This window comes from Streptomyces sp. NPDC052701 (assembly GCF_040678355.1).
GTDB lineage: Bacteria > Actinomycetota > Actinomycetes > Streptomycetales > Streptomycetaceae > Streptomyces.
The window spans coordinates 22431-35102 of record NZ_JBFATO010000055.1 but is presented as its reverse complement, the minus strand read 5'-3'; the positions used below and the strand labels follow the sequence as shown (position 1 = coordinate 35102).

General features: G+C 71.9%; 12 protein-coding genes. 5 read left to right on the top strand and 7 right to left on the bottom strand.

Annotated elements, in window-relative coordinates:
• Positions 1-1668 (top strand): ATP-dependent Clp protease ATP-binding subunit (locus AB0L29_RS34300; protein ID WP_365833070.1); only part of this gene is annotated, 1668 nt, incomplete at its 5' end.
• A 652-nt stretch (positions 1669-2320) separates the two neighbouring features.
• Here AB0L29_RS34300 and AB0L29_RS34295 read toward each other — a convergent pair.
• Positions 2321-2995: an HAD family acid phosphatase gene (locus AB0L29_RS34295; protein WP_365833068.1), complete on the bottom strand. Its 675-nt coding sequence runs from the start codon at positions 2993-2995 to the stop codon at positions 2321-2323.
• 513 nt (positions 2996-3508) lie between these two features.
• Here AB0L29_RS34295 and AB0L29_RS34290 point away from each other — a divergent pair.
• Positions 3509-4204, top strand: coding sequence for a M23 family metallopeptidase (locus AB0L29_RS34290; protein WP_365833066.1), 696 nt, complete (start codon positions 3509-3511; stop codon positions 4202-4204).
• 32 nt (positions 4205-4236) lie between these two features.
• On the opposite strand, the gene AB0L29_RS34285 is transcribed toward AB0L29_RS34290, so the two are convergent.
• A complete protein-coding gene (locus AB0L29_RS34285) occupies positions 4237-4833 on the bottom strand; it encodes a helix-turn-helix domain-containing protein (RefSeq protein WP_365833064.1) in 597 nt (198 codons plus the stop codon).
• A gap of 121 nt (positions 4834-4954) precedes the next feature.
• Here AB0L29_RS34285 and AB0L29_RS34280 point away from each other — a divergent pair, with 121 nt between their 5' ends.
• From AB0L29_RS34280 to AB0L29_RS34270, 3 genes are all read left to right on the top strand, one after another.
• Positions 4955-6535 (top strand): MDR family MFS transporter, encoded by a 1581-nt coding sequence (locus AB0L29_RS34280; RefSeq protein ID WP_365833062.1) that lies wholly within the window; start codon positions 4955-4957, stop codon positions 6533-6535.
• A 105-nt stretch (positions 6536-6640) separates the two neighbouring features.
• Positions 6641-7063, top strand: coding sequence for a helix-turn-helix transcriptional regulator (locus tag AB0L29_RS34275; protein WP_365833074.1), 423 nt, complete (start codon positions 6641-6643; stop codon positions 7061-7063).
• A gap of 56 nt (positions 7064-7119) precedes the next feature.
• Positions 7120-7554, top strand: a complete 435-nt coding sequence (locus AB0L29_RS34270; protein ID WP_365833060.1) for a VOC family protein — start codon at positions 7120-7122, stop codon at positions 7552-7554.
• Positions 7555-7747: 193 nt separating this feature from the next.
• Here the strand turns inward: AB0L29_RS34270 and cseC are convergent, their stop codons facing one another.
• The 5 genes from cseC to AB0L29_RS34245 form a co-directional block, all read right to left on the bottom strand.
• A complete protein-coding gene (gene cseC, locus AB0L29_RS34265) occupies positions 7748-9094 on the bottom strand; it encodes a two-component system sensor histidine kinase CseC (protein ID WP_365833058.1) in 1347 nt (448 codons plus the stop codon).
• A 10-nt stretch (positions 9095-9104) separates the two neighbouring features.
• Positions 9105-9806: a two-component system response regulator CseB gene (gene cseB, locus AB0L29_RS34260; RefSeq protein WP_365833056.1), complete on the bottom strand. Its 702-nt coding sequence runs from the start codon at positions 9804-9806 to the stop codon at positions 9105-9107.
• A gap of 132 nt (positions 9807-9938) precedes the next feature.
• Positions 9939-10532: a hypothetical protein gene (locus tag AB0L29_RS34255; protein WP_365833072.1), complete on the bottom strand. Its 594-nt coding sequence runs from the start codon at positions 10530-10532 to the stop codon at positions 9939-9941.
• Positions 10533-10630: 98 nt separating this feature from the next.
• The gene (locus AB0L29_RS34250) at positions 10631-11170 is read right to left on the bottom strand and encodes a SigE family RNA polymerase sigma factor (protein WP_365833054.1); all 540 of its coding nucleotides are present in this window, start codon (positions 11168-11170) and stop codon (positions 10631-10633) included.
• A 214-nt stretch (positions 11171-11384) separates the two neighbouring features.
• Positions 11385-12350, bottom strand: coding sequence for an A/G-specific adenine glycosylase (locus AB0L29_RS34245; RefSeq protein ID WP_365833052.1), 966 nt, complete (start codon positions 12348-12350; stop codon positions 11385-11387).
• Positions 12351-12672 lie beyond the last annotated feature (322 nt).

The following is a 12672-nucleotide window of genomic DNA, read 5'->3' as shown; positions in this document are numbered from 1 at the left end:
CACACGCTGGTCGGTGCGGGTGCCGCCGAGGGCGCCATCGACGCGGCCTCCATCCTGAAGCCGATGCTGGCCCGCGGTGAGCTGCAGACCATCGGTGCGACCACCCTGGACGAGTACCGCAAGCACCTGGAGAAGGACGCGGCCCTGGAGCGCCGCTTCCAGCCCATCCAGGTCGCGGAGCCGTCCCTGCCGCACACGATCGAGATCCTCAAGGGCCTGCGCGACCGCTACGAGGCGCACCACCGCGTCTCCATCACGGACGAGGCGCTGGTCCAGGCCGCCACCCTGGCCGACCGGTACATCTCGGACCGCTTCCTGCCGGACAAGGCGATCGACCTGATCGACGAGGCCGGTTCCCGGATGCGCATCCGCCGGATGACCGCGCCGCCGGACCTGCGCGAGTTCGACGAGAAGATCGCCGGCGTCCGCCGCGACAAGGAGTCCGCGATCGACTCGCAGGACTTCGAGAAGGCCGCCTCCCTGCGCGACAAGGAGAAGCAGCTCCTGGCCGCCAAGGCCAAGCGGGAGAAGGAGTGGAAGGCCGGCGACATGGACGTCGTCGCCGAGGTCGACGGCGAGCTGATCGCCGAGGTCCTCGCCACGGCGACCGGCATCCCGGTCTTCAAGCTCACGGAGGAGGAGTCCAGCCGTCTGCTCCGCATGGAGGACGAGCTGCACAAGCGGGTCATCGGCCAGGACGACGCCGTCAAGGCGCTGTCGAAGGCGATCCGCCGTACGCGTGCGGGTCTGAAGGACCCGAAGCGTCCGGGTGGCTCGTTCATCTTCGCCGGCCCGTCCGGTGTCGGTAAGACCGAGCTGTCCAAGGCGCTCGCCGAATTCCTCTTCGGCGACGAGGACGCGCTGATCTCCCTCGACATGTCGGAGTTCAGCGAGAAGCACACGGTCTCGCGTCTCTTCGGTTCGCCCCCCGGCTACGTGGGCTACGAGGAGGGTGGCCAGCTGACGGAGAAGGTGCGCCGCAAGCCGTTCTCGGTCGTCCTCTTCGACGAGGTCGAGAAGGCCCACCCGGACATCTTCAACTCGCTGCTGCAGATCCTGGAGGACGGTCGCCTGACCGACTCCCAGGGCCGGGTCGTGGACTTCAAGAACACGGTCATCATCATGACGACCAACCTCGGCACCCGGGACATCTCCAAGGGCTTCAACCTGGGCTTCGCGGCCACGGGTGACACGAAGACCAACTACGAGCGCATGAAGAACAAGGTGTCGGACGAGCTCAAGCAGCACTTCCGGCCCGAGTTCCTCAACCGCGTCGACGACGTGGTCGTCTTCCCGCAGCTGACCCAGGGCGACATCCTCCGGATCGTCGACCTGATGATCGGCAAGGTGGACGAGCGCCTGAAGGACCGGGACATGGGCATCGAGCTCTCCCAGTCCGCCAAGGAGCTGCTCGCGAAGAAGGGCTACGACCCCGTGCTCGGTGCGCGCCCGCTGCGCCGCACCATCCAGCGCGAGATCGAGGACTCCCTCTCCGAGAAGATCCTCTTCGGCGAGCTGCGCCCCGGCCACATCGTGGTCGTGGACACCGAGGGCGAGGGCGAGACCAAGAAGTTCACCTTCCGGGGTGAGGAGAAGTCGGCGCTGCCCGACGTCCCGCCGATCGAGCAGGCGGCCGGCGGAGCCGGACCGAACCTGAACAAGGAGTAGGTCTCACAGCCACGGAGAAGGGGCCGGTGCTTTCGGGCACCGGCCCCTTCGGTGTGCCCGGAAGGTGGAAGGGCGGCCTTGGCGGCGGAACGGCGGCTCTGGCGGCGAAGCGGCGGCCCTTAGCGGTGAGACGGCGGCCCGGGCGGTCGGTGGCGTCGGTGCCCGGGAACAGGGGCGGCAGGCGGCGTTCCACGGCCGGTGTGCTCCGGGACGGCCGAGGGGCCGTGGCGAGGAGGGCCGCGGGAGGCGGGAGCCGCTCGCGGTACCGGAGGAGGGCGCGCAGCGGGAGCGCGCGGGGGTGCCTCGCCGGTGGCACGGGCCAGGCGGCCGGGGCGCTGACGCGGCGCGGGCGCCGTCGCTCTTTCCGGCCCGGGGCCGCGCGGAACAGGAGGGTGAGGGTGCCGTGCCACCACAGGAGCCGGGCGGGTTCCTCACCGGCCGTGCGGCCCCGGCGCCACCCAAGTCCCTTTCCCACGGGGTGAGGAGACGGAGTGCCGGGGCAGGGGCACGCCCGCTTTCCCGGCGGGCCGGAACGGCCGCTCGCCGCGGGCGGGTCCGGCACGCCCGCCCCGACGGGACGGCGGGCGTGCCGGACCGGTCTCACCCCCGTGACGGCGCCAACGGGGGTGAGACCGGCCGGAGTCGAGCAGGATCAGGACAACTGACCGTCGTAGTCGGGCAGTTTGAACGTCTTCTCGGCGTGGCCGCCCGACAGGTCGGTGGCACTGTTGCCGATGTTCGCGATGATCGTGTAGCCCTGCGACTCGATGGACACGCGCTGGGCGGTCTTGTAGTCGGCGACGTTCCTGAAGAGGTCGAGGAAGCCGCGGACGTGCAGGCCGGAGACCTTGTAGCCGACGTGCTTGAGGTTGTAGTCGGTCACCGAGGAGATGATGCCCGGGCGGGCGGTGACGAAGAACAGGGCGACGCCGTGGTCCTGGGCGTACCTGGCGACCTCCAGGACGGGCTTGTTGGCCGGCTGCGGGTAGCTGAAGCCGAAGTCGGTCTCGAGCGCGGTGTTGTCGATGTCGAGGACGAGCGCCTGCTTCTCGCCCGGCCTGGTGTTCGCGATCCGCTGCTCGAGGTACGGCAGCGCCTGGTCCATGACGGCCTGGCAGTCCTTCTGCCAGGTGGCGTAGTCGACGTCTGCGGCCGCGGTCGTGCTCGCGGCGGTGGTGGCCGCCGTGGCCGTGCTCGTGGCGGTGGTGGCCGCCGCGGTGGTGCCCGTGGCCGTCGCGGCGTCGGCGGGGGACGCCAGGGCCACGAGGGCGGCCGCGGAGACCGCGGTGACGGAGGCACGCTGCAACCAGGGGCGTCTGCTGGTCATGTGGGGGGTCCTCTCACGTCCGTACTGCTGCCGTTGACAGGTGCATGGTCTGGGGCGTGGATGGCGCAGGGGAAACCGTAGGGTTACCGAACGGTAGGAGGGAAGAGGCGTGCGTCACACGACACCGCGCGTTTTCAAGGCCGTTGGAGCGGTCCGGGGATGCCGACCGTGCCGGAGCGGCGTAGCCCCCGTCACATTCGGACGCCTCTCGACCCCGGCCGCCGGTGACATGCCGCACAGGCGATTTGTCCGTTACTAGCCGGAATAGTGGAGAATCCTGACGAGGGGGCGGGTCTTTCCCCCTGTCAACACGGGCTTATCAAGGGGGGTTGGTGGGTTTTGTCCCGAATGAGGGTTGTGTCAAGAGACGTACGCCACTGAGGTAAATCACTAACTTCCGTAGTAGATCACGTTCTTGGGTGTTTGTCGGGATTCGGGTTACCAAGGGATGGCCATTCGGCAGCACCAGTGCGCCGGGTGGTCCTTCACGTCCCCGTCCCCATGAGGTTTTCGATGTCCCAGCGCGTCTCGTCCCGTCCTTCGCGTACGTCCCGGCTTCGCACCCGCGCGTCCGTCCTGGCCGCAGGCCTCGGAGTCTCGGCCGTGCTGGGGGCCGGGATCGCGGTCGCCGCCGACACCACGGCCGCGTCCGGCGTCGCCGGTGCCGTTCAGGCGCAGGCCGCCGCCCAGGCCAAGGCCGCGAAGGCCAAGGCCGCCGAGGCCGCCGCCGCGAAGAAGGCCGCCCAGGCCGCCGCCAAGAAGAAGGCGGCCGCCAAGAAGAAGGCCCAGCCGTCCTGGGTCGACCCGGTGAAGAAGTACAAGCTCTCCGCGAGCTTCGCCCAGGCCGGCGGCATGTGGCAGTCCACCCACAGCGGCCAGGACTTCGCCGTGCCGAGCGGCACCCCGGTGCACGCCGTGCACGGCGGCACCGTCGTCAAGGCCGGCGGCAACGGCGCCGGCGACGGTCCCGCGTACGGCAACGCCGTCGTCATCAAGCACGGCAACGGGACGTACTCCCAGTACGCCCACCTGTCGCGGATCCACGTCAAGGCCGGCCAGATCGTGAAGACCGGCCAGAAGATCGCCCTGTCCGGCAACACCGGCAACTCCAGCGGTCCTCACCTGCACTTCGAGATCCGCACGACCCCGAACTACGGCACGGCCGTCGACCCGGTCGCGTTCCTGCGGACCAAGGGCGTGACCTTCTGAGCGACGGCCCCCGGCCGGCGTGACGACAGACCCTAGGAGCGCCGGGTGCCCTCGTGCGCCTGGCTCACCAGATCGATGGCGACCTCGAGGACGGCCCTGTGCTTGTCCTCGGGGTCGCCTTCGAGGTCCCGCAGCGCGAACATCCCGGCGTGCAGGGTGAACAGCGCGCTGACGCAGCGCACTTGGTCGACCAGGTCCGCCTCCGGGTCGATGAGGATGTCCCGCATGCCGAGCATGCGCTCCTTGAAGGACTCGCCGATGCGCAGTTCCCGTACGGTCGCCTGGTTCTCCTGCATGAAGCGGAACAGCGGTGCCGCGTCGGAGAGCACCGAGCTGTAGCGGCGGACGATCTCCTGCTTCGTCTCCAGCGAGTGCGGCTGGCGCCGGCCCCACTCGATCAGGTCCTCGATCGGCCGGGTGAGGTCCTCGAAGATGCCGACGAGGATCTCCTCCTTGGTCTTGAAGTGGTAGTACAGCGCCGCCTTCGTGACCTGCAGGCGTTCGGCGATCTCGCGCAGGGAGGTCTTCTCGTACCCCTGCTCGGCGAAGAGCTCCAGGGCCACGTCCTGGATGCGCTGGCGGGTGTCCCCGCGGCGCCGCTGCCTGGTGCCGTCCATGGTGCCGCCCATCCTCCTACGCCGTCCTCTTCCCGAAAACTTACTTGACGACCGGCTAGTTACGCCTCTACCTTCCGAGTGTAATAACTAGCCGGTCGGCAAGTAAGTAGCAGTAGCTGGGGGAGAGGGGACCATGGCCGAAACACCGACGGTCCAGGCGGAGCCGGAGAGGCAACCGAAGAGCGTGCGGGTCGTGCTGCTCGCGCTGATGATCGCGATGATGCTCGCCATGCTCGACAACATGATCATCGGTACGGCGATGCCGACGATCGTGGGCGAGCTGGGCGGCCTGGAGCACCTGTCGTGGGTGGTGACCTCCTACACCCTCGCGACCGCCGCCTCCACCCCGATCTGGGGCAAGCTCGGCGACCTGTACGGCCGCAAGAGCATGTTCATGGCCTCGATCGTGATCTTCCTGATCGGTTCGGCGCTCAGCGGCATGGCGCAGGACATGGGCCAGCTCATCGCCTTCCGCGCCGTCCAGGGCCTGGGTGCCGGCGGTCTGATGGTCGGCGTCATGGCGATCATCGGCGACCTGATACCGCCCCGGGAGCGCGGCAAGTACCAGGGCATGATGGCCGGCGTCATGGCGCTGGCGATGATCGGCGGTCCGCTGGTCGGCGGCACCATCACCGACCACTGGGGCTGGCGCTGGGCGTTCTACATCAACCTGCCGCTCGGCGCGGTGGCGCTGGCCGCCGTCGGGGCCGTGCTGCACCTGCCGAGGAAGCGGACGCAGGCGCGGATCGACTACCTGGGCGCCGCGCTGCTGACCGTCGGCATCACCGCGATCGTGCTCGTCACCACCTGGGGCGGCACGGAGTACGCCTGGACCTCCGCGCGGATCATGGAACTGACCGGCATCGGGGTGACCGCCCTCGTCGGGTTCGTGTTCTGGCAGACCCGGGCCGCCGAGCCGGTCGTGCCGCTGCACATCTTCCGCAGCCGCAACTTCACGCTGATGTCCCTCATCGGCTTCATCACCGGCTTCGTGATGTTCGGCGCGACGCTCTTCCTGCCGCTGTACCAGCAGTCCGTGCAGGGCGCCTCCGCGACCAACTCCGGGCTGCTGCTCCTGCCGATGCTCGGCGCCATGCTCGTCACCTCGATGGTCGCGGGCCGCGTGACCACGAACACCGGCCGCTACAAGGTCTTCCCGGTCGCCGGCGGCGCGCTGATGGTCGTCGGGCTGTACCTGCTGTCGACCATGGACACCGGGACCTCCCGGTTCACCTCCGGCGTCTTCATGGCCGTGGTCGGCCTCGGCATGGGCTGCCTGATGCAGATCACCATGCTGGTCGCGCAGAACAGCGTGGAGATGAAGGACATGGGCGTCGCGTCCTCGTCCACCACCCTCTTCCGCACCCTCGGCTCCTCCTTCGGCGTCGCGATCATGGGCGCGCTGTTCAACCACCGCGTCCAGGACGTCATGGCCGAGCGGGCCGGGGCGGTGGGCTCGAAGGTGACGGAACAGTCCGCGCAGCTGGACGCGGCGAGCCTGGCCAAGCTGCCGGCGGCGGCGCGCGAGGCGTACCAGCACGCGGTGTCGGCGGGGACGCACTCGGCGTTCCTGCTGGGGGCCGTGGTCGCGGTGGTCGCGCTGGTCGCGGCGGTGTTCGTCAAGGAGGTGCCGCTCAAGGGGGCGGGGCCGAAGCCGGCGGAGGGCGAGGCGGACGCGGCCCGGGCGCAGCCGCCGGTCGTCGAGGCCGTCTGAGCCCACGGCACGACGAAGAGGGCCCCCGGCGGCGGCGACCGCCCCGGGGGCCTTTCCCGTGCCCCGGTGTCCGACCCCCGTGCCACCATCGGTCACATGGACAAGATGCGGCAGGTGCGGCTGGCCAAGGACGCCATGGACCGCGACTGGGCGGATCCGGAGCTCGACCTGGACGCCGTCGCCGCGCACGCGGGGTACTCCCGGTACCACTTCATCCGCTCCTTCAAGGAGGCCTACGGCGAGACCCCCGGCCGGTACCTGACGCACCGGCGCATCGAGCGCGCCGAGGAGTACCTGCGCGTCGCCGACCTGACCGTGACGGAGATCTGCCACCTGGTCGGCTTCAGCAGCCTCGGCACCTTCTCGGCCCGCTTCAAGGAGCGCACCGGCCTGACCCCGACCGAGTACCGGGCCGAGCACGTGGGCCGCGGCGCCGCGCTGATCCCCGGGTGCTACGCGATGCTGTGGGCCGGCGGCTTCCGGCGCCGCACGCCCCCCGGGGACCGCAACTTCGAAGAAGCGCCCTGACACCCCTGCCGCCTACGGTGACGAGCGGGAACCCACCGACGAAGGAGCGGGGAGCCATGATCAAGGGGATCGGGATCACCACCGTCTGGACGTTCGACCAGCAGCGCACCAAGGCCTTCTTCACCGAGAAGCTCGACTTCGAGGTGCGCAGCGACCTGGCGCTGGGCGACATGCACTGGATCACCGTCGGCGCCAAGGACCAGCCGGACGTGGAGCTGGCCCTGATGAGCCTGGACGGGCCCGGCCTGGACGCCGAGTCCGCGGGCGCGCTGAAGAAGCTCGTCGGCAAGGGGGTCATCGGCGCCGGCGTGTTCCGCACGGACGACTGCCGCGGCGACTACGAGACCTTCCGGGCGCGCGGGGTGGAGTTCGTCCAGGAACCGCGGGAGCGGCCGTACGGCGTCGAGGCGATCTTCCGCGACGACAACGGCAACTGGTACTCGCTGACCGAGCGCAGCGCCGAGCTGGACTTCTCCAAGCCGTTCGACTGAGCCGCCCGGGCCCGCTAGGGCCTGTCGTCGAACTCCCGTCTGCCCCGCGACGCCCTGCACGCACTCCCGCCGCACCGGGCGCGGACCCGAGTACATATCCCGTACGAGGGTCGATGCCCGGCACGCCGGGAGCACGCACCCGACGCCGCGGGGCCCGCCCTCCGGGCGGACGACGGGAGTTCGACGACAGGCCCTACTGCACGAGCACCGGATAGCTGCCGGTGTTCGTCGGCGCGTGCTCCGGCAGCCACAGCACGGCCACCGCGCCCTCGGCCGGCCCGTGCTCCGGCGCGCCCGGCGGGCGGACGTTGCGGAAGGTCAGCCGGGCGCCCAGCACCCTCGCCTGCCCGGCCGCGATGGTCAGGCCCAGCCCGTGGCCGCGGCCCGCGCGGTCCTTGCTGCCGGTGCGGAAGCGGCTCGGGCCCTCGGCGAGCAGGTCCTCGGGGAAGCCGGGGCCGTGGTCGCGGACCCGGATGACCCGGCCCTCGACGGTGACCCGGATCGGCGGCCTGCCGTGCCGGGCGGCGTTGGCGAGCAGGTTGAACAGCACGCGCTCCAGCCGGCGCGGGTCGGTGGTGACCTCCGACTCGTGCACCACGCGCACCTCGGCGCCCGGGTCCTTGGCCGCCACCCGCCGGGCGACGAACTCGCCGAGCATGATGTCCTGCAGCTCGGCCCGCTCCGAGGCGCCGTCGAGGCGGGCCACCTCCAGGACGTCCTCCACGAGCGTGCGCATGGCCTTGGCCCGGTCCAGCACCAGCTCCGTCGGGCGGCCGGGCGGCAGCAGTTCGGCGGCGGTGAGCAGCCCGGTCACGGGGGTGCGCAGTTCGTGCGCGATGTCGGCGGTGACCCGCCGCTCGGCCTCCAGCCGCTGCCGCAGCGCGTCCGCCATCGCGTCCACCGCGCTGGCGAGGTCGTCGGTCTCGTCCCGTACGACACCGCCGATGGCGTCCCGCACCCGTACGCCGGTCTCGCCCCCCGCGACCTGGTTGGCCGCGGCGGCCGCCTTGCGCAGCCGGCGCGACAGGTGCCCGCCGATGAGCACACCGAGTGCGCTGCCGCCGAGGACCACCGCGATGGAGCCGATCACCAGGGCCTGGTCGAGGTCCTTGAGGATGTCGGAGCTGCGGTCGGTGAACCCGGAGTGCAGCGACATCACATGCCCGTTCTTCAGCGGCACGGCGGCCCATATGTCCGGCGCGTCGCCCGGCCGGTCGGCCACGTAGGTGGCCCGCCGGCCCGCCTCCACCTTCTCCCGCAGCTCCGCGGGCAGCTCCGGGTCGTCGATCTTGGTGTTGGGGAAGTTCATCCGCCCCGACAGCTCGTAGTTGCGCTGGGCGATCATGATGCGCTCGTCCGCGAGGTCGCGCGCGTTGTCCAGCATCGACACCCGGGCCGCGTTGTGCACGACCAGGCTCAGCACGACCGCCACCAGCGCGCCGACCAGCGCGATCGCCGCGCTGAGCTTCCATCTCAGGCCCGTACGGATGCCGACGCGCTCCACGCACGCGGCCACCGGGCGCAGGAACGACCCCCGCATGACCCCCGCCTCAGGCCTTCAGCTTGTAGCCGAAGCCGCGGACCGTCTCGATGCGGTCCTGGCCGATCTTGGTCCGCAGCCGCTGGACGTGGACGTCGACGACGCGGGTGTCCCCGCCCCAGCCGTAGTCCCACACGCGCTCCAGCAGCCTGTCGCGGGAGAGCACGGTGCCCGGCGCGGAGGAGAACTCCAGCAGCAGCCGCATCTCCGTGGGCGTCAGGGCCACCGGCCGCCCGGCCCGCCGCACCTCCATGCCCCCGGTGTCGACCTCCAGGTCGCCGAAGGTCAGCACCCCGCCGTTCGCCCCCGCGTCCGGCTGCTCGGCCCGGCCGCCGCCGGCGTGCCCGAAGCGGCGCAGCACCGCGCGGATCCGCGCGACCAGCACGGCACCGTCGAACGGTTTGGTCACGTAGTCGTCGGCGCCCGCCTCCAGGCCCAGGACGACGTCGATGGAGTCGGCGCGCGCCGACAGCATGATCACGGGGACGGTCGACTCGTCCCGGATCCGGCGGCACAGGCTCACCCCGTCCAGCCCCGGCACCATCACGTCCAGCAGCGCGATGTCGGGGCGGTCGGCCCGGAACGCCTCCAGGCCCGACAGGCCGTCGGGCATCGCGGTGACCGCGAAGCCGTCCCGCTCCAGCGCCAGCTGGGTGGCCTCGCGGATGACGTCGTCGTCCTCGACGAACAGGACGTGGGTCTGCTCTGCCATCCCGGTGCTCTCAGTCCTCGTGTGCTGTGGGTGTGAGGGGGTCCCCCGGACGGACGCGGCCGGCGCGCGCCGGGTTCACCCGCGCCCGCGCCGGCCCGTGCGGCCGGACCGGTGCATGCCGTGGTCCGTGCCTCAGTCGCCGGGGACCGGCGACGGGTCGTCGCCGGCGACCTTGCCGTAGTCGTTGTGGGTGCGGTACTTCTCGGTGAACCGGCCCGATTCCCAGCGGTAGGTGATCACGTTCTCGCCGGACGGGCTCGACACCGGGTCGCCCCGCTCGTACACCTGCTTGGTCACGACCAGGTCGCCGCGGTCGATCTCCGCGTAGACCGGCGGCTCCTCCGCCTTGAACACGTTCTCGTACCCGCCGCCGCGCCCGCGGTACACGTAACTGCCCACGCCCACCGCGTCACCGCAGGTCAGCACGTTGACCACGATGTCGTCGGCCGGGCCCTCGGTCAGGTTCCCGTAGGACACGTCGACCGGGTACTCGTCGGCGACGCACGGCTTGAGCTCCCGCTTGACCTCCCCCGAGACCTCGGGGTCCGTCATGACGAGTTCGACGGCGTCCACCCGGTCGGGCGTCCGGGAGGACGCGGCCGAGGGCGAGGCGGCGCCGGCCACCGAGTCGGCGTGCGCCGGCCCCTCGTCGCGGGCACCGGTGCCGCCGGTGGCGCAGGCGGACGCGAGAAGGGCGAGGGCGGCGACCGCGGCCGTCGCCGTGATCGCCGCCCGGGCGGCTCCCCGGGCCGGTGCGGGCCGGGCGGCGTCCGTCCCGGTGGTTCCCCGGGCCGGTGCGGGTCCGGCGGCGTCCGTCCCGGTGGCTAGGCCGCGCAACGCTCCCGCTCCTCACGCTCCAGCGCGCGTGCCTCCAGATCGCGGGCCTCCAGCTCCTCGCGGAGCCGGGCGAGCGCCCGGTGCAGCGTGCTCTTGACCGTTCCGGCCGACATGCCGAGGGCGGCGGCCGTCTCCTCCGTGGACATCTGCTCCCAGTGTCGCAGCACGACGACGCTGCGCTGCTTGGGGGCGAGCACCCGCATCACGTCCATCAGCAGGGCGCGGTCCGCGTGCTGCTCGGTGGAGTCCTCGACGCGGGCGTCCGGGAGCTGCTCGGTGGGGACCTCCTCCAGCTTGCGGGCCCGCCACCACTCCGTCCGGGTGTTGATCATGACCCGGCGCAGGTAGGCGTCCGCCAGCCGCTTGTCCTCGATGGTCTCCCAGCGGCCGTAGGTCCGCACCAGCGCGGTCTGCAGCAGGTCCTGGGCGTCCACCGGGTCCGGGACCAGCCGGCGGGCGCTGCGCAGCAGCGCGTCCTGCCGGGTGCGGACGTACTCCTCGAACTCGAGCACCTCGCCCTGCGCCATGTCCGACCGCCTCCGCTCCCCGTGACCGGCGCGCCCCTGCCGCCGGATTCCGCTCTTTGTGGTGACGGGGAAGAAACTACGGAGGACGTGTCACGGCGCTGTCCGAGCCGGCCCGCGACTGACGCTCGGCTGTGCGTCGGTTGTGTAACAGCCGTCGGATCCGGGTGGGGAACCGACCCGTTCGGGGTGGCTATGGGGTGGTTCGGGCGTCGGGCTACGTCAGCGGCAGCCGGTACAGACCGCCCGGGAGGGGCTCGACGAGGCCGTCGGCGACGAGGCCGTCCAGGGCGCGGGCGCGCTGGACCGGCTCGTGCCACACCCGGTCCAGAACCGCCTGGGGCACCGGCGCGTGGGCCTCCCGCAGCACGGCCAGCAGCCGGCCGCGCACCTGGCGGTCGGTGCCCGCGTACGTCTGGCCGCGGCGCGGCGGCCCGTCGTGCGCCGGCTTGCCCGCCAGCCGCCACGCGCACTGCGCGGCGATCGGGCAGCGGTGGCACGACTCGTTCTTCGCCGTGCACACCAGCGCGCCGAGCTCCATGGAGGCGGCGGCCCAGCGCGCGGCGGTCCTCTCGTCGTCCGGCAGCAGCGCGCGGGCGAGCTTGCGCTCGGCGGCGGTGGTGGCGTTCGGCGGGTACTGCACGCCGGTGACGGCGCGGGCGAAGACCCGGCGGACGTTGGTGTCCAGGACCGGGTGCCGCCGGCCGTACGCGAAGGAGGCGACGGCCGCGGCCGTGTACTCGCCGATGCCGGGCAGCGCGAGCAGCTGGGCGTGGTCGGACGGTACGTCGCCGCCGTGCCGCTCCGTTATGGCGACGGCGGCGCCGTGCAGCCGCAGGGCGCGGCGCGGGTAGCCGAGCCGGCCCCAGGCGCGCACGGCCTCCCCGGGGGCCTCCGCGGCGAGGTCGGCGGGGCGCGGCCAGCGGGCCATCCACTGCTCGTAGACGGGCAGGACCCGGTTCACCGGCGTCTGCTGGAGCATGAACTCACTGACCATCACCCCCCACGCGCCGGCCTCCGGGCGGCGCCAGGGCAGGTCCCGGGCGTTTTCGTCGAACCAGTCGATGACGGGGGAGTGCAGCCGCTCCCCGGAGACGGGCTCCGCGGCGGAGCGCTGCGGGGGAGCGTGCTCGGGGGCGGTGTCGGCGGGGCTGGTGTGCGAGGGCTTCGTGGGCGCAGTCATGGCCTTTCGATCCTGCCATGGCGAACGGGATCGGGCGGGTACGTGCGGGGGGTGAGTGGTGTCTCGCGTCCCCGGGGCCGCCGCCCCGGACCGGGACGGCCCGCACCGGTCCGGGGGCGGACGGCGATCCGGGCGACGGCCTGAACGCCGATCCGGGCGACTGCCCGGGGAGGATCCGGGGACGTCGTCCTCGAACGCCGGACGGGCGCGACGGCCGGCCGGCGCCGAGGCGGGCACGCCGGGCCCGGCGGTGGCGGAGCTGGTCTGACGGCGCTTGCCGCATGTCAGGGGGCGGCGGACCTGCCCCGACGGCGCCCGCCAC

What these genes read in the sequence shown, in the direction of transcription:
- AB0L29_RS34270 (WP_365833060.1), top strand. Translation starts at nt 7,120, where the DNA reads ATGATCAAGGGGATCGGGATCACCACCGTCTGGACGTTCGACCAGCAG.
- cseB (WP_365833056.1), bottom strand. Translation starts at nt 9,806, where the DNA reads ATGGCAGAGCAGACCCACGTCCTGTTCGTCGAGGACGACGACGTCATC.
- AB0L29_RS34290 (WP_365833066.1), top strand. Translation starts at nt 3,509, where the DNA reads ATGTCCCAGCGCGTCTCGTCCCGTCCTTCGCGTACGTCCCGGCTTCGC.
- AB0L29_RS34275 (WP_365833074.1), top strand. Translation starts at nt 6,641, where the DNA reads ATGCGGCAGGTGCGGCTGGCCAAGGACGCCATGGACCGCGACTGGGCG.
- AB0L29_RS34295 (WP_365833068.1), bottom strand. Translation starts at nt 2,995, where the DNA reads ATGACCAGCAGACGCCCCTGGTTGCAGCGTGCCTCCGTCACCGCGGTC.
- AB0L29_RS34245 (WP_365833052.1), bottom strand. Translation starts at nt 12,350, where the DNA reads ATGACTGCGCCCACGAAGCCCTCGCACACCAGCCCCGCCGACACCGCC.
- AB0L29_RS34285 (WP_365833064.1), bottom strand. Translation starts at nt 4,833, where the DNA reads ATGGGCGGCACCATGGACGGCACCAGGCAGCGGCGCCGCGGGGACACC.
- cseC (WP_365833058.1), bottom strand. Translation starts at nt 9,094, where the DNA reads ATGCGGGGGTCGTTCCTGCGCCCGGTGGCCGCGTGCGTGGAGCGCGTC.
- AB0L29_RS34280 (WP_365833062.1), top strand. Translation starts at nt 4,955, where the DNA reads ATGGCCGAAACACCGACGGTCCAGGCGGAGCCGGAGAGGCAACCGAAG.
- AB0L29_RS34250 (WP_365833054.1), bottom strand. Translation starts at nt 11,170, where the DNA reads ATGGCGCAGGGCGAGGTGCTCGAGTTCGAGGAGTACGTCCGCACCCGG.